This window comes from Couchioplanes caeruleus (assembly GCF_023499255.1).
Classification (GTDB): domain Bacteria; phylum Actinomycetota; class Actinomycetes; order Mycobacteriales; family Micromonosporaceae; genus Actinoplanes; species Actinoplanes caeruleus_A.
Window position 1 is genome coordinate 5211050 of sequence record NZ_CP092183.1, and the last position, 26308, is coordinate 5237357.

Consider the following 26308-nt stretch of genomic DNA (forward strand, 5'->3'; position numbering starts at 1 on the left):
GGCCCTCCCGCCCTCTCAGGAAGCCCGCTTCCGGGCGGTCGTGTTCTTGGCGGCCGCGGTCTTCTTCGCAGCCGTCTTCTTCGCAGGCGCTGCCTTCTTCGTGGCCGTCTTTCTTGCAGGCGCCGCCCTCTTCGCTGTCGTCGCCGTCTTCTTGGCCGCCGTCTTCTTGGCCGCCGTCTTCTTGGCCGGCGCCTTCTTCGCAGGGGCGGACTGGCGGCTCTTCGCGGCCTCGACGCTGCGGCGCAGCACCTCGAGCAGGTCCGTGACGTTCGTGGGCTCCGGCGCGTCCTCGGCGACCGTGACCTCGCGGCCGGACTTCTTGGCCTCGATCAGCTCGTTGACCCGGTCGGTGTAGGTGTCGCGGTACTCCGCCGGCTTCCACGGCCCGGACATCGAGTCGATGAGCTGGGCGGCCATGCTGAGCTCGGCGGGCTTCGCCTTGCTCGCCCCGGGGACTCGATCCAGCTCCTTCTTCGGATCGCGCACCTCGTCGGCGAAGTACATGGTCTGCAGCACGAGCAGGTCGTCGTCGGGGCGGATCGCGGCCAGGTATTCCTTGCCGCGCATCACGAGCGTGCCGACGGCCGCCCGGTTGGCGTCGGCCATCGCATCGCGCAGCAACGCGTACGTCTTCATGGTCTCGTCGCTGCCCGGCGCGAGATAGTAGGTCTTCTGGTAGTAGAGCGGGTCGATCTCGTCCAGGTCGACGAACTGGTGGATCTCCAGGCTGCGGGAGCGGCCGGGCGCAACCGAGTCGAGCTCCTCCTGGTCGAGCATGACCAACTCGCCGTCGCCGACATCGGTGCCCTTGACGATGTCGTCGTACTCCACGTCCTTGCCGGTCCGCTCGTTGACCCGGCGCAGCCGGATACGGTCGGCGGTACCCTTCTCGAACTGGTGGAACGAGACCTCGTGCTCGTGGGTGGCCGAATACAGCCCCACGGGCACCGACACCAGGCCGAAGGAGATCGAGCCGGTCCAGATCGGTCGCGCCATGACAGCCCTCCCCCGCTCAGCGCCGCCCGAGCCGCCGCTCGCCCGACGTGCCCGGCTGGTACGCCAGGCCGTAGTGCGCGTACAGGGCGGGCTCGTCCGTGGCGGTGAGCTCGCCGTCCAGGTCGATGGCGGGCGCCTCGGTGACGAGCTTCTTCGGGAACTGCACGCGTAGGGCGCTCGGGCTCACGGTCGCGCCGGTGACCGGGGCGAACACCAGCCGGTGGCGGCCGATCATGCCGACCTTGACCGTCACGAAGGCCGGCTCGTCGGTGGCGGTGTCGACGTACACGGCCTCCAGCTCCCCGATCTTGTCGCCCTCGGGGTCGATGACCTTCTCACCACGCCAGTCACGCAGGTTCTCAGCGGCAAACATACGACCGTATTCCCGTCCCCCGCGCCCCGAAACCCCAAGATCACACGACCGGGCCGCCCGGATCGTCGGGCAGGGCACGCGGGAGGGCGCCGCGCTCGATGGGTCGGCCGCGGCACCGAACCAGGCCGGGCCACGCCGAGCCGGACCGGGGCGGGCCGAGCCGGACCGGGGCGGGCCGAGCCGGACCGGGGCGGGCCGCGACCTGCCGCGCAGAGCAAGCAACGCCGCGCCGGGCCGCGCCGCGCCGAACCAGGCGGGGCTACGCCGAGCCGGACCGGGGCGGGCCGCGCCCTCCGCGCCGCGCAAGCAGCGCCGAGGCGCGCCGCGCAAGCAAGGCCGAGCCGCGCAAGCAAGGCCGGGCCGCGCAAGCAAGGCCGGGCCGCGCAAGCAAGGCCGGCCCGGCCCGCGGCGGGCAGGGCGGGACCGCGCCGCCCAGACGGGCCGGGCCGCGCCGGGCAGGCGGTGTGGGGTCGCGCCGGGCGGGCGGTATGGGGTCGCGCCGGGCGGGCGGTGCGGGTCCCGGCGGGTGAGCGGGACCCGAGGGCGGGCCGGGGCGGTTTGCTTCCGGGCGGGGCGGGCAATCCCGCGTCCATGGCGACCGGTATCGATGACCCGCCACTCCCCGGGCACCTGCAGCTCGAGATCACCTCGGCCTGCAACCTGCGCTGCATGATGTGCCTGGTCCGGTACCGTCCGCCGGTCAACAAGCTGGCCGGCGCCATGACGCCGGAGCTGTTCCACCGGGTTGTGGACGAGGTGCCGGGGCTGCGCCGGCTCACGCTGCAGGGGCTGGGCGAGCCGCTGCTGTCGCCGCATCTGCCGGCGATGATCCGTACGGCGGTGGATCGCGGCGTCACCGTGGGGTTCAACACCAACGCCACCCTGCTCACCGCGCGCCGGGCCGCCGAGCTGGTGGCGAGCCGGGTGGATTGGCTGCACGTCTCCCTGGACGGGGCGCACGCCGGGGCGTACGAGGCGATCCGGGACGGCGCCTCCTTCGACACGGTGGTGGCGAACCTGGCCGGGCTGGTCCGGGCGAAGCGGGCGGCGGGCAGCGCCACCCCGTGGATCCGGGTGGTGTTCGTGGCCATGCGCGACACCGTCGGGGAGTTGCCCGACCTGGTGCATCTGCTGGGCGACATCGGCGTGGACGAGTTGCACGTGCAGAACCTGTCGCACAGTTTCTCGGACACCGACCCGGCCGGCCGGTACGAGGGGATCCGGCAGTTCACGGCCGACCAGGCTCTGTGGACGGGCGCCGACGAGGACCACGCCCGGCAGGTGTTCGCGGAGGCCGGACGCGCGGCCGCGGAACGGGGACTGCGCCTGCGGCTGCCCGCCACGGGCTCCCCCACGAGCGGCGGCCGCGGGTGTTCGTGGCCGTGGGAGGCCGCGTACATCACCAGCTCGGGTGTCGTGCAGCCGTGCTGCATGGTGATGGGCGACGACCGGGTCTCGCTGGGTGTGGTGGGTGAGCAGAGCTTCGCGCAGATCTGGCACGGCGAGCCGTACCGCGAATTCCGGCGGCGGCTGGCCGGTGCGGAGCCGCCCGAGGTCTGCCGCGGCTGCTCGCTGTATCACCGCACGTTCTGAAGGCGTCCGGCTGCCGCGGGGAAGCAGGCAGGGGAACGGCAGACAGGATGGCGGTCACCGCACATTCTCGATGCGCCCGCCGATCGGCAGGGTGGGGACGTCCACGGGGATCGTCTCCGGGTACTTCAGGCCCGTACCCGTGTTGAGCACGACCACCCGGTCGGACCCGCCGATGAAGCCGCTGTCGCGCAGGTCGCGGGCCGCCGCCAGGCAGGCCGCGCCCTCCGGGCAGATGAAGGCGCCCTCGTCGGCGGCGAGCCGGCGCTGCTCGGCGAGCGTCGCCTCGTCGGTCACCGCGATCGCCGTGCCGCCGGTCTCGCGGACCGCGCGCAGGACCAGGAAGTCGCCGAGCGCCTTGGGCACGGTGATGCCGAACGCCACGGTGGCCGCGTCCGGGAACGGCTCGCTGACGTCGGCGCCCCGCTCGTAGGCACGCACGATGGGCGCGCAGCCGGTGGCCTGGACCGCGACGAGGCGCGGCAGGCGGTCGCCGATCCAGCCGAGCTCCTGCATCTCCCGCAGGGCCTTGTGGATGCCGATCAGCCCGACGCCGCCGCCGGTCGGGTACAGGATGACGTCGGGCACCTGCCAGCCGAGCTGCTCGACGATCTCGTAGCCCATCGTCTTCTTGCCCTCGAGCCGGTACGGCTCCTTGAGCGTGGACACCTCCTGGTAGCCGCCGCGTTCACGGACGGCGGCGTTGATCAAACGGCCGGCGTCGCCGATCAGGCCGTCCACCAGGTAGAGCTCGGCGCCGGCCGCGACGCACTCGGTGCGGGTGATCGCCGGTGCCGCGGCCGGCATCGCGATGAGGCAGCGCAGGCCGGCGCGGGCCGCATAGACCGCCCAGGCCGCGCCCGCGTTGCCGTTGGTCGGCATCGCGACGCCCCTGACGCCCAGCTCCGCGGCGCGGGACACCCCGACGGCGGCGCCGCGGGCCTTGAACGAGCCGGTCGGTGTCAGCCCCTCGTCCTTCATGAGCAGGCCCGGCACGCCGATGCGGGCGCCGTACCGCGGCAGCGGCAGCAGCGGGGTCATGCCCTCGCCCAGCGACACGATCGACGCCGGGTCCCGCACGGGCAGCATCTCGTGATAGCGCCAGAGGGTCGCGGGCCGCGCGGCCAGCGCCTCGCGGGTGAGCGTGCGCCCGGCCAGCTCGGTGTCGTAGCGCGCCAGCAGGGGCACGCCGGCCGCGCTGACGCCCTGCACGGCGTCGGCGTCGGAGCGCTCGCCGGTGCGGGAGCATTCGAGGTGGCTGAGGGCGGAGTGGCTCATGCCGCCGACCCTAGGGCAGGGGTGTGACAGCCCGCGCTCAGTCGCCGGTGCCGCGGAAGTCGTACGCGGTCCGCAGCGCCTCGGCGGCGGCCTCGCCGTCCATCGGGCGGTAGAAGTGGAAGCCCTGGCCGAAGCCGCAGCCCATCGCGGCCAGCCCGCGCGCCTGGTCGGCCGTCTCGATGCCCTCGGCCACCACGTTCATCCGGAACGCCATGCCCAGGCGCACCACGGCCTCGGCGACCGTACGCGCCTCCGGGTCGTCGGCGATCCCGGTGACGAAGGAACGGTCGATCTTGAGGATGTCGACGGGCAGCCGCCGCAGGTAGGTCAGCGCGGAGTAGCCGGTGCCGAAGTCGTCGACCGCGATGCTGATGCCCATCGCGCGCAGCTTCTCGAGGCGCGCCACGACGGCGGCGTCCGGCTCGAGCACGACGCCCTCGGTGAGCTCCAGGATGAGCCGGTGCGCCGGGAAGCCGGTCTCCTCGAGGATGTTGCCGATGGTGTCGACCAGCTCGGGTTGCAGCACCTGGTTCGGCGACAGGTTGACCGACAGGCGGACCTGCTCGGCGCCCGGGACGGTGGTCTGCCAGCGCGCCACCTCGCGGCAGGCGTCGCGCAGCACCCGCTCGCCCAGCGGCACGACCGCCCCGGTCTCCTCGGCGAGCGCGATGAACTCGCCCGGCATCAGCAGACCCCGCTCGGGATGGTTCCAGCGCACCAGCGCCTCGACCGCCTCGATGCGGCCGCCGCCCAGCTCGACGGCCGGCTGGAAGAAGACCACCAGCTCGCCGTTGTCGATCGCGCGGCGCAGCTCGGCGTCGCGCGCCCGGGAGTCCAGCTCCGGCCGGTAGACGGCGTACCGTCCGCGGCCCGCGCGCTTGGCGCAGTACATCGCGGTGTCGGCGTGCCGCATCAGTTCCTCGCCGTCGGTCGTGCGCTCGTCGCGCACGGCGACGCCGATGCTGGCCTCGACCGCCAGCAGACGATCACCGAAGATCACCGGGGTACGCAGGGCCTCGACGAGCCGTTCGGCGATCCGCGCGGCGGTGTCGGCGTCGGGCAGGTTCTGCAGGATGACGGCGAACTCGTCGCCGCCCAGGCGCCCCGCCGTATCGCCGGCGCGGATCACCGAGCGCAGCGCCGCGGCCGCCCCGGAGAGCACGGCGTCGCCGGCGTCGTGGCCGTACGTGTCGTTGACGCGCTTGAAGTTGTCGAGGTCCACGATGAGGACGGCGGCGTGCCGGCCCGCCCGCAGCGGCTGGGCGCTCAGCTGGATCAGCCGGTCGCCGACGAGCGTGCGGTTGGCCAGGCCGGTGAGCGGGTCGGTGACGGCGAGGTCGCGGTTCTCGCGCAGCGCGTACATCTGGCGGGCGACGACCAGGCCGGTCAGCAGCACCGCACCGATGATCATGCCGCCGAAGGGGTACATGCCCTGCTCGCGGACGAGCGTGCCGAGCAGCCCGTACGCCAGCGCGATGGCGCCGTACGGCAGCCAGGTGCTCACCACGCGCCGGTCGCGGGCCGCCGCGTCGCCGCCGCCGGCCCGCCGGCACTGCCGGTACGCGGCCAGCGTGAACAGGTAGCAGCCGAGCAGCCAGAACAGGTCCGGCCACGTGCCGCCCACGAAGCCCTCGTGCAGCTGGATGTAGCCGTAGTACACGTCGGCGATCACGTACGTGACGACGCCGGCGGCGAGCAGCCGTACGGGAGTGCCGGCCGCCGTGGCGCGCCGCAGCAGGACGGTCGCCAGGGCCAGGACCAGCAGCAGGTCGCCGACCGGCAGCGCGGCCGAGTAGACGATCTCGCTGAGCCCGGCGCCGTCGGTCACCAGGATCGGCCCGAGCACCAGGTACCACAGCACCATGAACGTGCTGGCGCCGACGATCAGCGCGTCCAGCGCCAGCTTGATCTTGTCGCGCCGGGTGCGGCGGACACCGGCGAGCAGCAGCAGCGCGACGAACATGAACGGTACGAAGGCCAGGAACCAGTAGTCGGCGAACGACGGGTACGTGGTGGAGTGCAGGATCGCGTCCTCGACGAACCAGGAGGTGTGCGCGACCAGCTGGCAGGCGAACGCCACCGCGATGAACGACCAGGCGGCCCGGGCCCTGGCGTCGGCCACGGTCCGCACCGCCCGCACGGCGAGCACGGTGAACAGCAGGGCGAGCGGCGGGTAGATGCCGTCGGTCACGTACGCCCGCAGCGTCTCCCCGCCCCAGCCGCCGACGTACCAGACCAGGTACGCCGCTAGCAGCGCGCCGCCGGCCGCGACGGCCGCACCGGCCACGCGGTCACCCAGGTCCCGACGACTCATCACGACGCGAACATCGGCCGCACGGGTGTGCCCCTTGAGAGAACCTTGAGTATCGGCACCCCGTTTGCCGCATGAGCTCACGCGGTAGAGGTAAGCCCATGACGACCCAGCAGGAGCGAACCCCGGAACGGACCTTCTTCGGTCAGCCGCCGGTGCTGGCCAACCTCTTCGGCGTCGAGCTGTGGGAACGGTTCTCGTTCTACGGCATGCAGGGCATCCTGCTCATCTACCTGTACTACACCGCGGACCAGGGCGGCCTCGGCCTGTCGGAGGCGACCGCGACCAGCATCGTCGGCGCGTACGGCGGAGCGGTCTACCTCTCCACGATCCTGGGCGCGTGGACGGCCGACCGGCTGCTCGGGCCGGAACGGGTGCTGTTCCTGAGCGCGATCCTCGTCATGGCCGGGCACATCAGCCTCGCCGTCCTGCCCGGCCTGACCGGCGTCACGGCCGGCCTGATCCTCATCGCGGTGGGCAGCGGCGGCGTCAAGGCCAACGCGACGTCGCTGGTCGGCACCCTCTACGACGAGCACGACGAGCGGCGCGACGCCGGCTTCTCGCTGTTCTACCTCGGCATCAACCTGGGCGCGCTGCTCGGCCCGCTGCTGACCGGCCTGCTGCAGAAGTCGTGGGGCTTCCACTGGGGCTTCGGCCTGGCCGCGGTGGGGATGGCCGTCGGGCTCATCCAGTACGCGCTGGGCCGCAAGCGCCTCACCGGCCCCGCCCGGGTCGTGCCGAACCCGCTGCCGGCACAGCGCCGCCTGCCCGTCGCCCTGGCCCTGGCCGCCGCGGTGGTGCTCGTCGTGGTGCTCGCCGTGACGGGCGTGCTGCGGGCCGCGTACCTGTCGAACGTGGTGATCGTGCTCAGCGCGCTCGCCGCCGTGGCCTACTTCGTGGTGATCCTGACCAGCGGCCGGATCACGGCCGTCGAGCGTCGCCGGGTGTACGCGTTCATCCCGCTGTTCGTCGCCAGCGCGGTCTTCTGGTCGCTGTACCAGCAGCAGTTCACGGTCGTGACGATCTACTCCGACCAGCGCCTCGACCGGAACCTGTTCGGCTGGGAGATGCCGGTCTCCTGGGTGCAGTCGATCAACCCGGTGTTCATCATCGTGCTCTCCGGCGTGTTCGCGGCCCTCTGGACCCGCCTCGGCCCCCGCCAGCCCAGCACCCCGATCAAGTTCGCCGCCGGTACGGTGATCATGGGTGTGGCCTTCCTGCTGTTCCTGCCGCTGGCCGGGGGCGGTCCCAACAGCGCGCCGCTGCTCGCCCTCGCCGGCATCCTGCTGGTCTTCACGGTCGCGGAGCTGCTGCTGTCCCCCGTCGGGCTCTCGCTGTCGACGAAACTGGCCCCGGAGGCCTTCCACACCCAGATGGTGGCGCTGTTCTTCCTGTCGGTGGCGCTCGGCACCGCCGCGTCGGGCACGCTGGCGCACTACTACGACGAATCGCACGAGACGGCGTACTTCGGCATCCTCGGTCTGATCGCCATCGTGATCGGGGTGGCGCTCGCGCTGGCCGCCAAGCCCATCACCCACCTGATGAGCGGCGTCCGCTGACCCGGCACCCCGGCCCGCAGCCCTCCGGAGGCCATCCGGGAAAATGGCGGTGAGGGTACGAGGACGGAAGTTGGGGATCGTGGCTGAAGTTGCAGGAGCCGTCGACTGGGTGAGCCGGTTCGCCGACGAGGTGATCGCCGAGGCGCAGCGCCGTTCGCCGGGCAAGCCGGTGGTGTGCGCGTCCGGGTTGAGCCCGTCCGGGCCGATCCACCTGGGCAACCTGCGTGAGGTGATGACGCCGCACCTGGTCGCCGACGAGATCCGCCGGCGCGGCCACGAGGTCGTGCACCTGATCTCGTGGGACGACTACGACCGGTTCCGCAAGGTGCCGGCCGGCGTCGACGCGTCGTGGGCCGAGCACATCGGCAAGCCGCTGACCGCCGTGCCCGCGCCGCCCGGCAGCCGCTTCCCCAACTGGGCCGAGCACTTCAAGGCCGCGATGATCGACTCGCTGGCCGAGCTGGGCGTCGACTACCGCGGCATCTCCCAGACCGAGATGTACACCTCGGGGGCGTACCGGGAGCAGATCCTGCTGGCCATGCGCGAGCGGCACCGGATCGACGCGATCCTGGACCGCTACCGCACCAAGGGCCGGACCGCCGCGCCGAAGGCGGCGAAGCTGGACGCGGACGAGGCCGCCGCTGCCGCCCAGGCGGCCGAGGGCTCCGGCGCCGCCGACGAGGACGACGGCGGCGCGGGCAGCGGCTACTACCCGTACAAGCCGTACTGCGGGTCGTGCGGCAAGGACACCACGACGGTCACCGCGTACGACGACGAGACCACCGCGATGACGTACGTGTGCGCCGACGGGTTCACCGAGACCGTGCTGCTCAGCGAGTTCGACCGGGGCAAGCTGGTGTGGAAGGTCGACTGGCCGATGCGGTGGGCGTACGAGGGCGTGCACTTCGAGCCCTCCGGCGTCGACCACTCGTCGCCGGGGTCGTCGTTCGTCGTCGGCGGCCAGATCGTCACCGAGATCTTCGGCGGTGAGCAGCCGATCGGCCCGATGTACGCGTTCGTCGGCATCACCGGCATGGCGAAGATGTCCAGCTCCCGCGGCGCGGTGCCGACCCCGGCCGACGCGATGGCCATCATGGAGGCGCCGCTGCTGCGCTGGATGTACGCCCGCCGCCGCCCCAACCAGTCGTTCAAGGTCGCGTTCGACGCCGAGATCCAGCGCCTGTACGACGAGTGGGACGCGCTCGAGGGCAAGATCGCCGCGGGCACCGCCGCCCCCGCCGACGTGTCCGCCCACGACCGCGCCGTCCGCACCGCCGGGGTCACGCTGCCCCGCACGCCGGTGCCGATCGCGTACCGGACGCTCGCCTCGATCGTCGACATCACCACCGGCCACGACGAGCAGACCCTGCGGATCCTGCGCGACATCGACCCGCAGCGCCCGGTCACCGACCTGGCCCAGGTGCGCCCGCGGCTGGACAAGGCGCAGACCTGGGTGAACACCCAGCTGCCGGCGGAGGCCCGCACCCAGGTCCTGGCCGAGCCGGACAAGGAGCTGCTCGCCTCGCTCGACGACGACCAGCGCGAGTCCCTGCGGCTGCTCGCGGCGGGTCTGGACGACCACTGGTCGCTCGAGGGGCTGACCACGCTCGTGTACGGCGTACCGAAGGTCATGGCGGGCCTGCCCCCGGACACCAAGCCGACGAATGAGCTGAAGGTCGCGCAGCGGTCGTTCTTCGTACTGGTCTACCGCCTGCTGATCGGCAAGGAGACCGGCCCGCGGCTGCCCACGCTGCTGCTCGCGGTGGGCGCCGACCGCATCCGCACGCTCATCGGCGGCTGACCGCCCCGTCCCGGGCCGGGAGTCCCCGGCCCGGGCGGCGGACGGTCAGGAGGACTGGGACGCCAGCAGGGCGATCAGCACGACCAGCGCGAACGGCACGGCCAGGCCGACGATCGTCATCGGCCGCTGCAGCAGGCGCGGGCCCGGGTCCATCGGCGGGCGGCTCGGCCCGTACGGGTTGGGCTGCGGCGCGCCGAGGGTCGCCACCCGGCCGCGGCGGATGATGTTGATCAGCACGGTGATCGGCGTGATGATCAACGACGCCCAGCCGTACCAGCCCTGCACCAGCGTGCGGGAGGTCATCCGGCGGAAGGTCGCCAGCCCGCAGTCGCGGCAGAACGGGCCCTCCAGGCTGAGGAAGCGCATCACGATGATGAAGCCCTGGTGGCCGCGGAAGGTGGCGGCCGCCGCGGGCACGCTGCCGCACATCCGGCAGGCGGTGACCGTCATCGCCCCGAAGCCCGCGGCCGCCTGCGGTCCGGGCGCCGGCGCATACGGGGCGGCGGCATACGGTGCGGGCGAGTAGGGCGCGCCGGCGTAGGGGTCCGCGACGGGCGCCGACGCGGGCCGGACCTGCCCAGCGGGCGCCGCGGCGGGCGTCGCGGACCAGCCCTGGCCGGGAACGGGCGCGGGCACCTGGTCCCCGGGGGCGCCGTAGGGCGGGGGCGCGCCGTACGGCAACGGGGGCGGGGGCTGCTGGGGGTAGGACACGACTCACCTCGGAGATCGGGCACGGACGGCGGAGCCGCGTCAGGGTACTGGCCCGCGCCCCGTCCGCGCTGCCCCGGGGCTCAGCCGCCCGAGCATGCAGCCGGTGCCTCAGCCCCCCGCGCTCCGCACCGAGGTCGTGATCGCTGCAATGCCCGGGTCCCGCGGCCTCAGCCCTTCACGGCGCCGGCGGTCAGCCCGGTCACGATGGCGCGCTGCAGCACCTGGAAGACCAGCACGGTCGGTACCGCGGTCAGCAGGGTGCCCGCGCAGAACATGCCGAAGTTGCTGTTGCGTTCGCCGGCGACCAGGCCGTACATGCCGACCGGGAGGGTCTTGGCCCCGGTGTCGGTGAGGAACACGTTGGCGATGAGGAACTCGTTGATCGTCCCGATGAACGCCAGCATGCCGGACACCGCGAGGATCGGGGCGACCAGTGGCAGCAGGATCCGGAAGAACGTCTGGGCGTGCGACGCGCCGTCCATCGTGGCGGACTCGTCGAGCTCGCGGGGCACGGTGTCGAAGAAGCCCTTCATCAGCCACGTGTTCACGCCGAGCGCCCCGCCCAGGTAGAGCAGGATGAGTCCCCAGGACCGGTTGAAGCCGATCGGCGGCCACAGCTCGGTGATCGTCGAGAACATCAGGAAGATCGCCACGATCGCGAGGAACTGCGGGAACATCTGGATCAGCAGCAACGCCAGCAGGCCCGGTCGCCGGCCGCGGAACCGCAGTCGGCTGAAGGCGTACGCGGCCAGTGCCGACAGGAACACCGACGCGGCGGCCGATACCCCGGCGATGAACACCGAGTTGAGGAACCAGTGCGGGAACGGGGTGTCCGTGAGCAGCCGGGAGAAGTTCCCGAACGAGGCGCCGCGCGGCACGACGGTGGTCGACGAGAGCGTGCCCAGCGGGTTCAGCGCGGCGGACACCACGAAGACGATCGGGAACAGCGAGAACAGCAGCGCGACGACCGCCACCCCGTGCCGCCATCCGACGGTGGAGAACCACCTCATGAGTAGACCTCTTCCTGGCGGCGGGTACGGCGGAAGCTGACCACCGAGATGACCGCGACGATGACGAAGATGAACACCGAGACCGCGGCGGCGAAGCCGTACTGGGCGCCCGAGCCGCCGAAGGCCAGCCGGTACGTGTACGTGATCAGCAGGTCGGTGGCGCCGTTGGCCGGGTTGTCGGCGGCGAACGGCGCGCCGTCGGTGGTCAGGTAGATCGCGTTGAAGTTGTTGAAGTTGAAGGCGAACGAGGAGATCAGCAGCGGGGTCAGCGCGACCAGCAGCAGCGGCAGCGTGACCCGGCGCAGCGACTGCCACGGGGTCGCGCCGTCGAGCTTGGACGCCTCACTGAGCTCCGCCGGGATGGCCTGCAGCGCGCCCGTGGCGACCAGGAACATGTACGGATACCCCAGCCACAACTGCACGAGAATCACCGCGATCCGGGCGGACGCGGCGCCGCCGAACCAGTCCACGTCGAGCCCGAACAGGTTGTTGATCAGGCCGAAGTCGGTGTTGAACATGTCGCGCCAGACCAGCAGCATGGCGAACGACGGCATCGCGTACGGCAGCACCAGCAGCGTCCGGTAGAGCCCGCGCCCCCGCATCCGGGACGAGTGCAGGGCGAGGGCGCAGCCGAGCCCGAGCACGAACGTCCCGCCGGTCGACGCCAGCGCGAAGATCAGGTTCCAGATGAGCGTACGCGCGAACGGCCCGGAGACCGCGGGATCGGTGATCAGCCGGGTGAAGTTGGCGAGGCCGACGCCGACCCGCCAGCCCTGCGCCAGCCGGTCACCGTCGGCGGCGATGAACGCGCCCCGGCTGTCGTCGGCGGTCCACGTCCGGCCGGTGGCCGCCTCGCGGATGCAGTCGCAGCCCTCGTCGTACGCGCGCCCGGCCCGGCCCTCGTACGCCCGGGTCAGGCCCTGCGAGCGGATCGCGCCGCCGGCGGTGGGCACCACCAGGCCGGTGATCTCCCGGCCGCGGGCCGCGGCCTGCCCGCCGGTCAGCACGGTGTAGCCCGCGGCGGCGGTGACCCGGCCTGCCGCGTTCACCGTGGCCTCGCCGGGCGGCAGGGTCCGCAGGCCGCCGGCGGTTCCCGCGGACACCCGCCCGGTCGCCGGGTCGGTGACCAGGAAGCTGAGCGGCCCGGTCGCCGGGTCGCCGGTGGTGGCCACGGTGAGGACGTACTCCGCCGAGCCGGGCACCCGGGTGACCGAGGCGGTCTGGATCGCCACGACGGCGTCCCGCTTGTCGCCGCGGTGGCCGTCGCTGAAGTTCGTGAAGGCGGTGGACGCGGTGTACAGCACCGGGAAGAGCTGGAAGACGAGGAGGAACAGCGTGCCGGGCACGAGGTACTTCGCCGGCACGTGGCGGGGGCTCAGGTACAGGTAGAAGAGTCCCGCGGTGGCGGCGGCCAGGACGCCGAGGGCGATCCAGTGGCCCTGTTCCAGCAGCGGGAACGCGGCCCAGAGGGCGATCGCGGCGACCGGCCCGAGCAGCAGGACGGTCAGTAGGCGGCCGCGGGCGCCGCCCCGGCGCGGCCCGCGCGGGGCCACGGCCGGGGCGGTTTCCCGCTCGAGGACGGCTGTCATGACGTGATCTGTCCGGAGATGGTCTTCGCGGCGGCGGACAGGGCGGTCCTGGGGTCGGCGCCGCCGATGACGGCGGACTCGGCCTTGCCGAACGGGTCCCAGATGGTCGCCATCTCCGGCACGGCCGGCAGCGGTACGGCGTTCTTCCCGGCGTCGACGAACTTGGCGAGGTCCGGGTCGGTGCCCTTGACCTGGTCGAACGCGGCGGTGAGCGCGGGTGGCCGGGGCTCGGCCCGGTACAGCGCGACGGCCAGCTCCGGGGTGGTCACGTAGTTGGTGACGAACTCCTGCGCGAGCGCCTTGTTCTTGCCCTTGGCCGCCACGTAGAAGGTCTGCACGCCGAGGAACGGCTGGGCCGGCTTGCCGCCCGCGAAGCCGGGTACGGGGCTGACGTCGTACGCGATCTTGGCCTTCTTGACGTCGGTGACCGCCCACGGCCCGGAGACGAGGAACGCGCACTTGCCGGCGGTGAACGTCGCGATCGAGTTCTCGACGGTGATGGAGCGCTTCAGCGCGCCGTCGCCCTTCTCGCCGAGCTTGCGGATCTTCTCGAAGGCCGCGATCGAGGCGGGCTTGCCGACGCCGAGGTCCTTGGGGTCGTAGTCGCCGTTCGCGGTCCGGCCGAAGAGGTAGCCGCCGGCCGAGGTGAAGAACGGGTACAGGTGGTACGCATCGCCGTTCTGCCCGACCTGCAGGCAGAGGATCTCGCTCGCCTTCTTCTGCGACTGCAGCTTCTTGCCGGTGGCGACGAGGTCCTCCACGGTGGCCGGGGCCTCGGGGGCGAGCCTGGTGTTGCGGATCAGCGCGAGGTTCTCGGTGGCGTACGGGACGCCGTACACCTGGCCGTTGAAGGTGACGGCCTTGAGCGCGTTCGGCGCGATGCCCTCCTGCTGGGCGGCGGTGAGCTGGACCGGGTCCACCGCGCCGTTCTGCACGAGGTTGCCGATCCAGTCGTGGGCGCCGACCATCACGTCCGGGCCGCTGCCCTGCTGGGAGGCGGTGACGAAGGTGGTCTGCTGGTCCTTGGAGATCGCCTGGACCTCGACGGTGATGCCGTTCTCCTGGCCGAACCGGTCGGCGAAGGGCTTGAGCGCGGCGGCGCGCTTGTCGTCGCCCCAGATGACGAGCTTGCCGCCCGCCGCCGGTGGGGAGCTGCCGGGCCCGGGCTTGTCGCCGCCGCCGCCGCTGCTGCTGCAGCCGGCGGCGAGGGCGATCAGGGCGATCGCGGTTATGGCTTTAGTGCGCATTTCTACTCCTATCGGGCAGCACGAAGCGGCCCGCTGCAGGCAGTGGGTTCTGGGAAGGAAGGGGCCGGAGAGGCGTGAGTACGTTGCCGGGACGCTAGCAAGACGTTTCGATGAATGGAAGACCTTGCAGCGCTTCCGCAAGAAGTTCCAGGGTCTACAGTGACGCCCATGCGCGCACGACTCTCCGACATCGCGCGCCAGGCCGAGGTCAGCGAGGCGACGGTGTCGCGGGTGCTCAACGACCGGCCCGGCGTGTCCGCCGACACCCGCCAGGCGGTGCTGACGGCCCTCGACGTCCTCGGCTACGAACGCCCGGAAAGGCTGCGCAAACGCAGTGCGGGCCTGGTCGGCCTGATCGTGCCGGAGCTGGAGAACCCGATCTTCCCGGCGTTCGCGCAGACCATCGAGTCCGCGCTGTCGCAGTCCGGCTTCACGCCCGTGCTGTGCACCCAGACGCCGGGCGGCGTGACCGAGGACGAGTACGTGGAGATGCTGCTCGACCGCCAGGTCTCCGGCATCGTGTTCGTCTCCGGCCTGCACGCCGACACCACCGCCGACCACGACCGCTACCGCCGCCTGGTGGACCGGCCGCTGCCGATCGTGCTGATCAACGGCTACGCCGAGGGGCTGGACGCCCCGTTCATCTCCTGCGACGACCGGCTGGCCGGCGAGCTCGCGGTCAACCACCTGGTCGCGCTGGGGCACCGGCGCATCGGCTTCATCTCCGGCCCGGACCGCTTCCTCAACGTGCAGCGCAAGCTCGACGGATACCGTACGGCGATGCGCCGCGAGCTGGGCGTGCGCGACCGCGACCTGGACGAGCTCGTCGCGCTGACGCTGTTCGGGGTCGAGGGCGGCGAGGTGGCCGCGGGTCAGCTGCTGGCCCGCGGCGTCACCGGCGTCGTGTGCGGCTCGGACCTGATGGCGCTCGGCGCGATCCGGGCGGCCCGGCGCCGTGGCCTGAGCGTCCCGCGGGACGTGTCGGTGGTCGGGTTCGACGACTCGCCGCTGATCGCGTTCACGGACCCGCCGCTGACCACCCTGCGCCAGCCCGTGTCGGCCATGGGCAACGCGGCCATCCGCCAGCTCGTGGACGAGATCAACGGCCACGGCGCGCCGCGCTCGGAGTACGTGTTCCCGCCCGAGCTGGTGGTGCGCGGCTCGACGGCGATCAACCGCTCGGACCGCGGGCCGGAGAGCGTCGGGCCGGAAAGTATGAAGTTTTCCGCGGCTTGAGTCGTAGTTGTTAAGTTGATCTTCTGAAAGTTGTTGCGGTCCTTCCCGTCGGCGGCCCGGGCTCCTGCCTGCGCTTTTCCGCCGACACGCCGCGCCGCGGATAGCGCTTTCTGCAACGCGAAAGGGTCAACACGCTCATTTCGCCCGGCGACATCGAGGCGCTTCTCTTTACCGTGACGAAACACGCTGCTAACTTTCCTCGGACTTGCGCAAGAAGTTTCACGCCCCTCCCCCGCGTCCCTGGAGGCTTCCCATGCGTGTCCGTCAGGTCGTCGCCACCGCAGCGACCGCCGTCCTCGCCGCCGGCCTGGTAGCCGTCGGCGCCGTCCACACACGCGACCAGGCCGAGGCGTCCACCGCCTCGCCCGGCGCCAAGGACGTCATCGTCCACCTCTTCGAATGGCCCTGGGCGTCGGTCGCGAGCGAGTGCACCGGCGTGCTCGGCCCCAAGGGCTTCGGCGGCGTGCAGGTGTCGCCGCCGCAGGAACACGTCGTTCTGCCGGGCAAGGGATACCCGTGGTGGCAGGACTACCAGCCGGTCAGCTACCAGCTCACCACCCGGCGCGGCGACCGCACCGCGTTCGCGAGCATGGTCAAGACCTGCCACGCCGCCGGGGTCAAGATCTACGTCGACGCGGTCGTCAACCACATGGCCGGCGGCGCCTCCACCGGCACCGGCAGCGGCGGCTCGACGTACTCGCAGTACGCGTACCCGGCGGTGCCGTACGGCAGCGGCGACTTCCACCACTGCGGGCGCAACGGCAACGACGACATCGTGAACTGGGGCGACCGCTGGGAGGTCCAGAACTGCGAGCTGGTCGACCTTTCCGACCTCAAGACCGAGTCCTCGTACGTGCGCGGCAAGCTGACCGCGTACCTGAACGACCTGGTGTCGCTGGGCGTCGACGGGTTCCGGGTGGACGCGGCCAAGCACCTGCCCGCCGCCGACCTCGCCGCGATCGTCGACCCGGTCACCGGTGACCCGTACGTGTTCTCCGAGGTCATCGAGGGCGGCTCCGGCGAACCCGCGCCCGAGGAGTACGCGGGCATCGGCGACGTCACCGAGTTCCGCTACGGCGACGTGGTGGGCAGCGCGTTCAAGGACGGCACCCTGTCGAACCTGAACACCCTCGCCGGCCAGATGCGGCTGGGCTCCGGCGACGCGGTGGCGTTCGTGGACAACCACGACACCCAGCGCAACGGCCGCGCGAAGCTGACCTACAAGGACGGCGCCTCGTACGCGCTCGCCGAGGCGTTCATGATCGCGTTCCCGTACGGCGTCCCGCAGGTCATGTCGAGCTTCACCTTCTCGAACAACGACGCCGGGCCGCCCGCCTCGAGCAACGGCACCACCACCGCGGTGAGCTGCGGCAACGGCTGGCAGTGCGAGCACCGCGCGCGGACCACGGCGAACATGGTGGCGTTGCGCAACACGGCCGCGGGCGCCGCGGTCACGAACTGGTGGAGCAACGGGTCCACCCAGATCGCCTTCGGGCGCGGCAGCGCGGCGTACGTGGCGTTCAACCGCTCCGGCTCGGCGCTGACCCGCACCTTCCAGACGTCGCTGCCGGCGGGCACGTACTGCGACGTCATGGCGGGCGACGCGGCCAACGGCTCCTGCACCGGGCCGGCGTACACGGTCACCTCCAGCGGCCAGGTCACCGCGACCGTGGCGGCGAACTCGGTTCTGGCCCTGCACATCAACGCCAAGGGCAGCGGCGGCACCACCACGCCGCCCACCGGCTGCAGCACCGCCTCGGTGGCCTTCGAGGCGAACGCCACCACGACGTGGGGCCAGAACGTCTTCGTCACCGGCAACACGGCGGCGCTGGGCAACTGGGACCCGGCGAACGCGGTGGCGCTGTCCTCGGCGGCGTACCCGGTGTGGAAGGCGACGGTGTCGCTGCCGGGCGGCACGGCGGTGCAGTACAAGTACATCAAGAAGGAGGGGTCCACGGTGGTCTGGGAGAGCGACCCGAACCGTACGCGGACCACGCCGTCGGCGTCCCCGTGCAGCGCCACGTGGAGCGACACCTGGCGGTGACCGTCAGCCGATGAGCACCTCGCGGAGCTCGCGGGTGGCCATGCGGACCATGCCGGGGTTGGTGTCCCAGTAGTACGACAGCGCGCCCACCGCCTGTCGCAGGGCCCAGCCCCGGCCCCGCAGCCACGACGCGTCGTCCGCCTCGAGCGCCTCGCGGTACCGCTCGCGGCTCGTCCCGGTGAAGATCGTCCAGGCCGCCAGCAGGTCGCGGGACGGGTCGCGCACGCTCAGCCCCCCGAAGTCGATGGCCGCGGTGATCCTGCCGCCGGTGACCAGCACGTTGCCCGGCAGCAGGTCACCGTGGACCCACGCGCCGGGACCGTCGTGCGGCGCGGCTTCCATGGTCTCCTCCCACGATCGCAGCGTGGCCGGCCCGTCGATGCGGTCGCCGAGCTGCGCGATCGAGCGGCGGACGTCCTCGTCGCCGGACTGCGGGCCGGTCAGGTCGTGACGCATGTCGTCCGGCGCGAGGGCCGGGTCGAGGCGGCGCATCGCCCGGACGAAGCCCGCGAGATCCCCGGCGGCCCGGTCCAGGTCGTCGATGGTGCCGTCGGCGTTCTCCCCCGGCAGCCACCTGCACACCGACCACGGGAAGGGGTAGCCGTCCTGCGGCTCACCCAGCCCGACCGGCTCGGGCAGTGCCAGGGGCACCTGCGGCGCCAGCCACGGCAGCCAGGTCGCCTCCCGGGCGGCCTGCTGCGCGGCCCAGCCGATCCGGGGCAGCCGCACCACCAGGTCGGCGCCGAGCCGGTAGACGTCGTGGTCGGTCCCGTACGACGGCACGAGCCGCGCCGGCAGACCGGCCCACTGGGGGAACTGTGCGGCGAGCAGGCGGCGTACGAGCGTCTCGTCGGTAGCGACCTCGTCGGCGTGCATTCTCATGGCAGGCATCCCGGCGATCCTCGGGCCGGGGCCACGCCGGCGTCCACCGAATTTGCCCGCGCCTGACAGACTCGCCTCCCACGAGCTGCGCACGCCGCTCGCCGTGCAGCGCACCCTGATCGAGGTGGGCATGTCGGGGACGCTCGCGGAGGATCAGCTCTCCCTGCTCACCGCCCAGCTGCTGCGCGCCAACGAACGCAACGAACGGCTCATCGAGGGACTGCTCGTGCTGACCGAGGTGGACCAGGCCCGCATCGGCAGCACCCCGCAGCCGCTGGAACGGATCGCCGGTGCGGTGCTGCTGGAACGGCTGATCACGAACCTCGTGCAGAACGGCATCAAGTACAACCGGCCGGGCGGCACGCTGCACGTCACGGTCGGCGGCTCCCCCGCGCTGTGCGTGGTCAACACCGGGTCCCCGGTGTTCGTCTGGTGGGCGATGTCGGTGATCAGCTTGACCACGGTCTGGATCTCGGCGGACGACTCGGCCAGCCGGGCGACCGACTCGTCGGCCTCGCCGGCGGCCCGGACCCCGCCGCGGGCGATGTCGCTGGCCCGGGTGGCGCTGCGGGCGATCTCCTCGATGGACGCGTTCATCTCGTCGGCCGAGGCGGCCAGCGACGACACGATCGCGGAGACCTCCTCGGCGCCGGCGCTCACCGCGCCGGCCTGTGCGCTGGTGTGCTCCGCTCCCCCGGCGAGCTGTGTGCTCACCGCGCTCAGCTCCGTGGCGGCCACGGAGACCTCCCCGGCCTTGGCGGAGACCGCGGCGACCAGCTGCTGCATCCGGTCGGCGCGAGCAGCACGGACATGGCCACCACGAGGCGGGTGCTGATCCGTACGCGCCTGAGACCTGCCGTCACCGCTCCACCTCGGCGTCCGTCGTGTTCGTCCTCGATGCACGTATCGGCCCATCGGGATGCTTCTTGAGCTCCCGTTGACCTTTCGCGGGCGCGGGGCTAGCGTTTCCGCCACGGTACGGCGCGAACATGTGTTCGTATGCCGAACACTCGGAGGTGGCGGCGTGTCGGTCAACCGGTCCCTGCTCATCGGCGGCGAAGAGGTCCCCGCGGCGCACGGGCGTACCACCGAAGATCTGAACCCGCACACGGGCGACGTCCTCGCCGAGGTCGCCGCCGCGTCCCCGGCCGACGTGACGCGGGCGGTCGACGCCGCGTCCGCGGCGTTCCCGGCCTGGTCGGCCACGCCGCCCACGCAGCGGCGCCGGGTGCTCTCCCACGCCGCCGACCTGCTCGAGGAACGCGCCGCCGACGCCGCGGCGCTGATGGCCGGCGAGACCGGCGGCGCCCTCGGCTGGTCGATGTTCAACGTCGGGCTGGCCGCCGCGATGCTGCGCGAGGCCGCCGCGGCCACCACCCTGCCGGTCGGCGAGGTGCTCGCCTCCGACAACCCGGACGTGCTGTCGCTGGCCGTGCGCCAGCCCGCCGGCGTGGTGGCCGCCTTCGCGCCGTGGAACGCCCCGCTGATCCTCGGCACCCGCGCCGTCGCGGCTCCCCTGGCCGGCGGCAACACCGTCGTGGTCAAGGCCAGTGAGGACGCGCCGCTGACCTGCGCGCTGTTCATCGCCGACGTGCTGCGCGACGCGGGCCTGCCGCCCGGCGCGCTCAACGTGCTGACCAACGACCCGGCCGACGCGGCGCGCATCGCCGAGACCCTCATCGCCGACCCCCGCGTCCGCCGGGTCAACTTCACCGGCTCGACGAAGATCGGCCGGCGCATCGGCGAGCTCGCCGCCCGCCACCTCACCCCCGCCGTCCTCGAGCTCGGCGGCAAGAACTCGATCCTCGTGCTCGACGACGCCGACCTCGAGTACGCCGTGGACGCCGTCGCGTTCGGCGCGTACCTCAACTCCGGCCAGATCTGCATGTCCGCCGACCGGGTGCTGGTCGACCGTACGCTCGCCGGCGAGTTCGCCGCCCGCCTCGCCGAGAAGGCGAAGACGCTGCCCGGTGGCGACCCCACCGACCCGCACACGGTGATCGGCCCGCTCATCAACGCGGACGCGGCCCGGCGGGTGGCCGGCCTGGTCGACGACGCCGCCGCGGCGGGCGCGCGGGTGCTCTCCGGCGGCGGCGCACCCGACGGCGCGCACTACCCCGCCACCGTGCTGGCCGGGGTCACCCCGGACATGCGCATCCATACCGAGGAGATCTTCGGGCCGGTCTGCACGGTGCTGCCCGTCGACGGCGAGGACGAGGCCGTCGCGGTCGCCAACGACAGCCCGTACGGCCTGACCGCCGGCATCGTCACCCGCGACGTCACCCGCGGCCTGGCGGTGGCACGGCGGCTGCGCACCGGCTGCGCCCACGTCAACGACCAGTCCGTCGACGACGACCCGATCGCGCCCTTCGGCGGCCTCGGCGACTCCGGGTACGGCCGCTTCGGCGGGCGCGCCGGGGTGGAGGCGTTCACCGACCTGCGGTGGATCACGCTGCAGCAGCGGCCCAAGCAGTTCCCCTTCTGACCCCCGCCCTCAGGCGCCTGACCGCTGCGGCCGACGGGTCAGCCCCGGCCGGCCGGCGCGGGTCCGGCCCGAGTCGTGATCCGCGTGGCGGTGCGGCCGCCGCGCCCGGGGAGGCTTGGGGTCGTTCTGTTCGACGATGAGATCTTCAGGCCGTAATGTCCGGTGTATGGCTCTTCGTCTTCGGGTCCGCGTGCTGGCCGTCGTGGCCGTACTCGGCCTGGCCGGCGGGTGCACGCCGGGGTCCGGGCCGCGGCCGGGCACGGCGTCGCCGGGCGCGGCGGGGTCGGTGGCGGCGTCCGGCGCGGCGGGAACGGTGACCGCGCCGGCCGGCGGGCGGCCCAACATCGTCCTGGTGCTGACCGATGACCTGTCCATGAACCTCGTGCGGTACATGCCGCACGTGCTGGCGGTGCAGCGGCGGGGTGCGAGCTTCGGGAACTACACGGTGACCGATTCGCTGTGCTGCCCGTCGCGGGCGTCCATGTTGACCGGGAAGTTCCCGCACAACACCGGGATCTTCACCAACCACGGCGCGGACGGCGGGTTCCGGCTGTTCCACCGCAAGGGCCTGGAGAAGTCGACGTTCGCGACGGATCTGCAGGCCGCCGGGTATCGGACGGCCTTCTTCGGCAAGTATCTGAACGAGTACCAGCCGAAGGGACGGTACGTGCCGCCGGGCTGGACGGACTGGCATGCCGGTGGGAACGCGTACAGCGGGTTCGACTACGACCTCAACGAGAACGGGCGGGTACGCCACTACGGCACCGTCCCGGCCGATTACCTGACCGACGTGGTGAGCTCGAAGGCGTCCGCGTTCATCCGGGACGCCGCGGCGGCCCGTACGCCGTTCCTGGTGGAGGTGGCGACGTACGCGCCGCACTCGCCGTACACGCCGGCTCCGCGGGATGCCCGGGCCTTTCCCGGGGTGAGCGCGCCGCGCAGCCCGGCCTTCGACGCCCTGCCCGGCGGGGCGCCGGCGTGGCTGGCCGGGCGGGCGCCGCTGACCGCGCAGCAGCGCGGGTTGATGGACGAGGTGTTCCGCAAGCGCGTGCAGGCCGTGCAGGCGGTCGATCGGATGGTGGCATCGCTGCAGCAGAGCCTGACCGCGGCCGGGGTGGCCGGGTCCACGATGCTGGTGTTCACCTCGGACAACGGTTACCACCTCGGCGAGTACAGGCTGGGCCCGGGCAAGCAGACGGCGTTCGACACCGACGTGCGGGTGCCGCTGATCGTGGCCGGGCCGGGCGTGCCCGCCGGGCGGGTGGTCCGGGAGCCGGTGATGAACATCGATCTGCGGCCCACCTTCGGCGAGCTGGCCGGCGCGACCGTCCCGGCCGACGTGGACGGCCGCAGCTTCGCGCCGCTGCTCACGGGCGCCGGGCCGGGGCCGTGGCGCAAGGCGGCGCTCGTCGAGCACCACCACCCCGACCCGGATCCCGGCGACCCGGACAACCCGTCGCGGCTCAGCGGCAACCCGCCGGACTACGCCGCGCTGCGCACGGCGACGTACACGTACGTCGAGTACGCCGACGGCGGCCGCGAGTTCTACAACCGGGCGTCGGACCCGTACCAGCTGCGCAACGTCGCCGGGCGGTTGTCGCCGCAGCGGGCCGCGGCCCTGCACGCGGCCCTCAAGGGCCTGACCACCTGCCACGGCGGCGCGGCGTGCCAGGTCGCGGACCGGGCCGGCTGAGCTCACCCCACCGAGAGCTCGGGGGTACGGCGGGCAGCGACGTCCCCGATCAGCGCGACGGCCTGCGCGGCGGGCATGGCGGGCAGCCGGCGGCCGTCCCGCAGGCGCAGCGCGACCTCACCGCCGGACGCCTCGCGCGCGCCGATCACGGCGACGTACGGCACCTTGCGTCCCGCGGCGCCCCGGATCCGCGCGCCGAGCGAACCGTCGTCGTCGACCTCGGCCCGCAGCCCCGCGTCCATCGCCGCGCGGCGGAACGCCGCGGCCGCGTCCCGTTCCGCGGCTCCCACCGGGAGGGCGACGACCTGCACCGGCGCGTACCAGACGGGAAAGGCACCGGCGTGGGCCTCGAGCAGCGCGGCGAAGAGCCGTTCGAGGGAGCCGACGAGGCTGCGGTGCACCATCACCGGCCGCTCCGGCGCACCGGACGACGCCCGGTACGCCAGCCCGAACTGCGCCGGCTGGTGCAGGTCGATCTGAATGGTGGCGAGGGTGGACTCGCGGCCCGCCGGGTCGGCGATCTGCACGTCGATCTTCGGGCCGTAGAAGGCCGCCTCCCCCGCGACCGCCTCGTACGCCACCCCCTCCGCGTCCAGCGCCTCCTGCAGCAGGCGCTCGCCCTGCGCCCAGCCCTCCTCGTCGCCGGCGTACTTGCCGCCCTCGCCGCGCAGCGACAGCTGGTACGACGACACGGCGATTCCCAGCGCGGCGTGGGCCTGCCGCATCAGGGCGAGCACACCGGCGACCTCCTGGGCGACGTCCCGCATGCCGCAGAAGATGTGCGCGTCGTTGAGGGAGATGGACCGTACGCGGGTCAGCCCGCCGAGCACCCCCGAGCGTTCGGCCCGGTACATGCCGCCCACCTCGGCGATGCGCAGCGGCAGGTCCCGGTACGAGCGCTGCCGCGACCGGAACACGAGCGCGTGGTGCGGGCACAGGCTGGGCCGAATCACGAGGTCGTCCGCGCCGAGCCGCATCGGCGGGAACATGTCGTCGCTGAAGTTGTCCCAGTGCCCGGACAGCTCGTACATCCGGCGTTTGCCGAGGACCGGCGAGTACACGTGCTGGTATCCGGCGCGGCGCTCGAGGTCGTACAGGTAGGACTCGACCTCGTGCCGGGCGGCGGCGCCGGCCGGCAGCCAGAACGGCAGGCCGGCGCCGATGAGCGGGTCCGAGTCGAAGATGTCGAGCTCACGGCCGAGCTTGCGGTGGTCGGCGGGCATGGCTGTCTCCCTGTCCGGCACCGGGCGCCGCACCCGCGGGCACGACGAAGGCCCCGGGCGAGCTCGCCCGGGGCCACGTTCGTCGCTGATCAGGTCAGCGCGACGGTACGCCGGGACGTCCCGGCGTCGTCGTCACAGACCTGAGGTTCATGCGCCGATGCTAGGAGCACCCGGCGCGCTGGACCAACCGATTTGCGCTTCGCGGCATGCAGCGCATCGAGGCGGACCTGCCGATCCCCGGGGGATCCGGCGTCCGCCCCCTTGCGACGGCAGGAAGGCCTGCTCGTCACCATCAGTGCCCAGCGGAATCCGCCCGGATTCAGCTGAAGCCGAGGGTGTAGCTGTTGGTGGTGAACGAGGACTGACCGGCGGTGCCGGAGATCTCGTAGCCGAACTGGAACTGGCCGAGCGTCACGTCGCCCCACCAGCTGTTGGTGCGCAGCCAGTTCAGCATCGCGAGCACGTCGAGTGTGCCGGACGTGCTGTTGCTCGTCCGCACGAACGAGAACACCGCGTTGGCGCCGTTCGAGCCGCGGTAGATGTTCCAGGTGGCGCCGCCGACCGTCACGTTCGCGGCCGTCGGCACGGCGCCGTTCGCGTCGTACTTCTCGGCGATCGGCCCCACCGCGCCCTGCTTGTTGGTCCAGATCATGATCTCGTACGCGTTGTTGTTCGCCCAGATGTCGTACGCGGTCTCGTAGTCGCCGGAGGCCGGCACGGTCACGTTGTACGAGCTGGTGAGCGTACGCAGCGAGCTGAGCGTGCGGTTCAGGGTGTAGCTGACGTTCGGGTACGACTTGATGCCGCTCGTGCGCGGGTGGTTGGCCACGACGCCCCAGTTGCCCGGGGACCGCGCCCACGTCGTCTGGGTGCCGGCGCCCGAACCCCAGACGTTGTTGTAGATCGTGTAGCCGTTGCTGGTCCAGTTGTCCCACTGGCCGGATCCGGACCAGACGGCGTCCGACGGCACGCCGCCGGTGGGCGGGGGCGTGGTCGGCGGCGGCGTCGTCGGGCCGGTCGGCGGGGTCACGCCGCCGGTGCACGCGGTGCCGTTGAGGGTGAAGGCGGTGGGCGCGGGATTGCTGCCGGTCCAGGAGCCGTTGAACCCGAAGGACACGGTCCCGTTGGTCGCGATCGACCCGTTGTAGCCGGCGTTGCGGGCCGTGACCGCCGACCCGCTCTGGGTCACGGTGGCGTTCCACGCCTGGGTGACCGTCTGACCGGCCGCGAACGACCAGGCCAGCGACCACGAGCCGACCGCGTCGCCGAGGTTGGTGATCGTGACGGAGGCGCCGAAGCCGCCCTGCCACGAGTTGCTGACCGTGTACGCGACGCTGCAGCCGGCGGCCGCGTTCGCGGGCAGGGCGGTGACGACGCCCGTTCCCGCCGTGACGGCCGCCGCGGCGGCCACGGAGAGCGCGATTCTTCGCTTTCGCATGGTGTTCCCATCGTCGTAGGGGGACCTCGCACGACATCATCGAAGCGCTTCGACGGTGGGCAAAGACGTCGATGGATGTCTATGCGGTGTGCGCAGATGCTAGGCCGCGCCGGCGGCCGGTGTCTATGGCAGCCACCGTGGCGCCGGCGCGGATGTGCGTGATGTGCAGGCACCCTGCGCACCGATCCGGGTGGCACGTCGCGAGCACTTCCCCCGGTCAGTGGCCGCGCCACGCGGCCGGCAGCACGGCGCCGATGAGGTCTCGCGCCGCGGCATCCAGCTCCGCGGTATCCACGGGCGCGGCCGACTGCGCGCCCGCGATCGCGTCGAAGAGGATGCCGTCGATGCAGGCCACGAGCCACCGGGCCTGGCGGGGCGGGTCGCCGGCGCCGAGCCCGGCGAGGACGTCCGCGATCCGCCGGCGCAGGCCGTCGCCGGAGCGGTGCAGTTCCGCCGCCACCTCCGGGCGCCGTACCGACTCCAGCGTGAGCTCGTACCGGGCCAGGTGGCGCCGCCGGCCGCTGGTGAGCCACCGGTGCAGCAGCTCGGCCAGGGCCCGGCTCAGGGCCGCCGGGTCCGCCGCCGTGACCACGGGCGCCAGGGCGTCCAGCTCGGCGTAGTCGTCTTCCACCAGGCGCTGGACGCAGGCGCTGAGCAGAGCCGCCCGGGACCGGTAGTAGTACGAGGTCGAGCCGGGCGGCAGGCCGGCGGCGGTGTCCACCGCGCGGTGCGTCAGGCCCCGCGAGCCGTGCCCGGCCAGCACGTCGAGGGCGGCGTCGGCGACGAGTCGGTGCCGCGCGGAGATCATGACCACACTCTACCGGCGTAGAGGTCGTCCCTCT

At 72.4% G+C, this 26308-nt stretch carries 20 protein-coding genes; 8 read left to right on the forward strand and 12 right to left on the reverse strand.

Going from position 1 to position 26308, the window contains the following annotated elements:
- Positions 1-15 precede the first annotated feature (15 nt).
- Complete coding sequence (locus COUCH_RS24205) at positions 16-996, reverse strand: Ku protein (RefSeq protein WP_249607485.1); 981 nt, start codon at positions 994-996, stop codon at positions 16-18.
- A 16-nt stretch (positions 997-1012) separates the two neighbouring features.
- Positions 1013-1369: a PRC-barrel domain-containing protein gene (locus COUCH_RS24210; RefSeq protein WP_249607486.1), complete on the reverse strand. Its 357-nt coding sequence runs from the start codon at positions 1367-1369 to the stop codon at positions 1013-1015.
- A 591-nt stretch (positions 1370-1960) separates the two neighbouring features.
- On the opposite strand from COUCH_RS24210, the gene COUCH_RS24215 reads away from it, so the two are divergent.
- Positions 1961-2962 (forward strand): radical SAM protein, encoded by a 1002-nt coding sequence (locus tag COUCH_RS24215; RefSeq protein WP_249607487.1) that lies wholly within the window; start codon positions 1961-1963, stop codon positions 2960-2962.
- A 54-nt stretch (positions 2963-3016) separates the two neighbouring features.
- Here COUCH_RS24215 and COUCH_RS24220 read toward each other — a convergent pair whose 3' ends face one another.
- Both COUCH_RS24220 and COUCH_RS24225 read right to left on the reverse strand, forming a co-directional pair.
- Positions 3017-4237 (reverse strand): threonine synthase, encoded by a 1221-nt coding sequence (locus COUCH_RS24220; protein WP_249607488.1) that lies wholly within the window; start codon positions 4235-4237, stop codon positions 3017-3019.
- A gap of 37 nt (positions 4238-4274) precedes the next feature.
- On the reverse strand, positions 4275-6551 hold the full coding sequence (locus COUCH_RS24225; RefSeq protein WP_249613797.1) for a putative bifunctional diguanylate cyclase/phosphodiesterase: 2277 nt from the start codon (positions 6549-6551) through the stop codon (positions 4275-4277).
- Positions 6552-6649: 98 nt separating this feature from the next.
- Between COUCH_RS24225 and COUCH_RS24230 the strand changes: the two genes are divergently transcribed.
- Positions 6650-8107: a peptide MFS transporter gene (locus COUCH_RS24230; protein ID WP_249607489.1), complete on the forward strand. Its 1458-nt coding sequence runs from the start codon at positions 6650-6652 to the stop codon at positions 8105-8107.
- Between the two features lie 79 nt (positions 8108-8186).
- Complete coding sequence (gene lysS, locus COUCH_RS24235; RefSeq protein ID WP_249607490.1) at positions 8187-9908, forward strand: lysine--tRNA ligase; 1722 nt, start codon at positions 8187-8189, stop codon at positions 9906-9908.
- A 45-nt stretch (positions 9909-9953) separates the two neighbouring features.
- Here the strand turns inward: lysS and COUCH_RS24240 are convergent, their stop codons facing one another.
- From COUCH_RS24240 to COUCH_RS24255, 4 genes are all read right to left on the reverse strand, one after another.
- Positions 9954-10619, reverse strand: a complete 666-nt coding sequence (locus COUCH_RS24240) for a hypothetical protein (protein ID WP_249607491.1) — start codon at positions 10617-10619, stop codon at positions 9954-9956.
- 167 nt (positions 10620-10786) lie between these two features.
- Positions 10787-11629: a sugar ABC transporter permease gene (locus COUCH_RS24245; protein ID WP_249607492.1), complete on the reverse strand. Its 843-nt coding sequence runs from the start codon at positions 11627-11629 to the stop codon at positions 10787-10789.
- Entirely contained in the window at positions 11626-13218 is a 1593-nt protein-coding gene (locus tag COUCH_RS24250) for an ABC transporter permease subunit (protein ID WP_249607493.1), read from the reverse strand. Before COUCH_RS24250 ends, COUCH_RS24245 begins: the two co-directional genes overlap by 4 nt.
- Positions 13215-14465, reverse strand: a complete 1251-nt coding sequence (locus tag COUCH_RS24255; protein WP_249607494.1) for a sugar ABC transporter substrate-binding protein — start codon at positions 14463-14465, stop codon at positions 13215-13217. The genes COUCH_RS24250 and COUCH_RS24255 overlap by 4 nt, the downstream gene beginning before the upstream one ends.
- A gap of 168 nt (positions 14466-14633) precedes the next feature.
- Here COUCH_RS24255 and COUCH_RS24260 point away from each other — a divergent pair, with 168 nt between their 5' ends.
- A complete protein-coding gene (locus COUCH_RS24260; protein WP_249607495.1) occupies positions 14634-15701 on the forward strand; it encodes a LacI family DNA-binding transcriptional regulator in 1068 nt (355 codons plus the stop codon).
- A 253-nt stretch (positions 15702-15954) separates the two neighbouring features.
- Complete coding sequence (locus COUCH_RS24265) at positions 15955-17745, forward strand: carbohydrate-binding module family 20 domain-containing protein (RefSeq protein WP_249607496.1); 1791 nt, start codon at positions 15955-15957, stop codon at positions 17743-17745.
- A 3-nt stretch (positions 17746-17748) separates the two neighbouring features.
- On the opposite strand, the gene COUCH_RS24270 is transcribed toward COUCH_RS24265, so the two are convergent.
- Positions 17749-18627 (reverse strand): aminoglycoside phosphotransferase family protein, encoded by an 879-nt coding sequence (locus tag COUCH_RS24270; protein ID WP_249607497.1) that lies wholly within the window; start codon positions 18625-18627, stop codon positions 17749-17751.
- A 103-nt stretch (positions 18628-18730) separates the two neighbouring features.
- Here COUCH_RS24270 and COUCH_RS39055 point away from each other — a divergent pair, with 103 nt between their 5' ends.
- From COUCH_RS39055 to COUCH_RS24285, 3 genes are all read left to right on the forward strand, one after another.
- The gene (locus tag COUCH_RS39055) at positions 18731-19462 is read left to right on the forward strand and encodes an ATP-binding protein (protein ID WP_346015937.1); all 732 of its coding nucleotides are present in this window, start codon (positions 18731-18733) and stop codon (positions 19460-19462) included.
- 189 nt (positions 19463-19651) lie between these two features.
- Positions 19652-21112: an aldehyde dehydrogenase family protein gene (locus COUCH_RS24280; protein ID WP_249607498.1), complete on the forward strand. Its 1461-nt coding sequence runs from the start codon at positions 19652-19654 to the stop codon at positions 21110-21112.
- Positions 21113-21278: 166 nt separating this feature from the next.
- Complete coding sequence (locus COUCH_RS24285; RefSeq protein ID WP_249607501.1) at positions 21279-22805, forward strand: sulfatase-like hydrolase/transferase; 1527 nt, start codon at positions 21279-21281, stop codon at positions 22803-22805.
- Positions 22806-22807: 2 nt separating this feature from the next.
- Here the strand turns inward: COUCH_RS24285 and thrS are convergent, their stop codons facing one another.
- From thrS to COUCH_RS24300, 3 genes are all read right to left on the reverse strand, one after another.
- Positions 22808-24028 (reverse strand): threonine--tRNA ligase, encoded by a 1221-nt coding sequence (gene thrS / locus COUCH_RS24290; protein ID WP_249607502.1) that lies wholly within the window; start codon positions 24026-24028, stop codon positions 22808-22810.
- Between the two features lie 319 nt (positions 24029-24347).
- Positions 24348-25466, reverse strand: a complete 1119-nt coding sequence (locus COUCH_RS24295) for a cellulose binding domain-containing protein (protein WP_249607504.1) — start codon at positions 25464-25466, stop codon at positions 24348-24350.
- Positions 25467-25683: 217 nt separating this feature from the next.
- Positions 25684-26274, reverse strand: coding sequence for a TetR/AcrR family transcriptional regulator (locus COUCH_RS24300; RefSeq protein ID WP_249607506.1), 591 nt, complete (start codon positions 26272-26274; stop codon positions 25684-25686).
- Between the last annotated feature and the right edge of the window lie 34 nt (positions 26275-26308).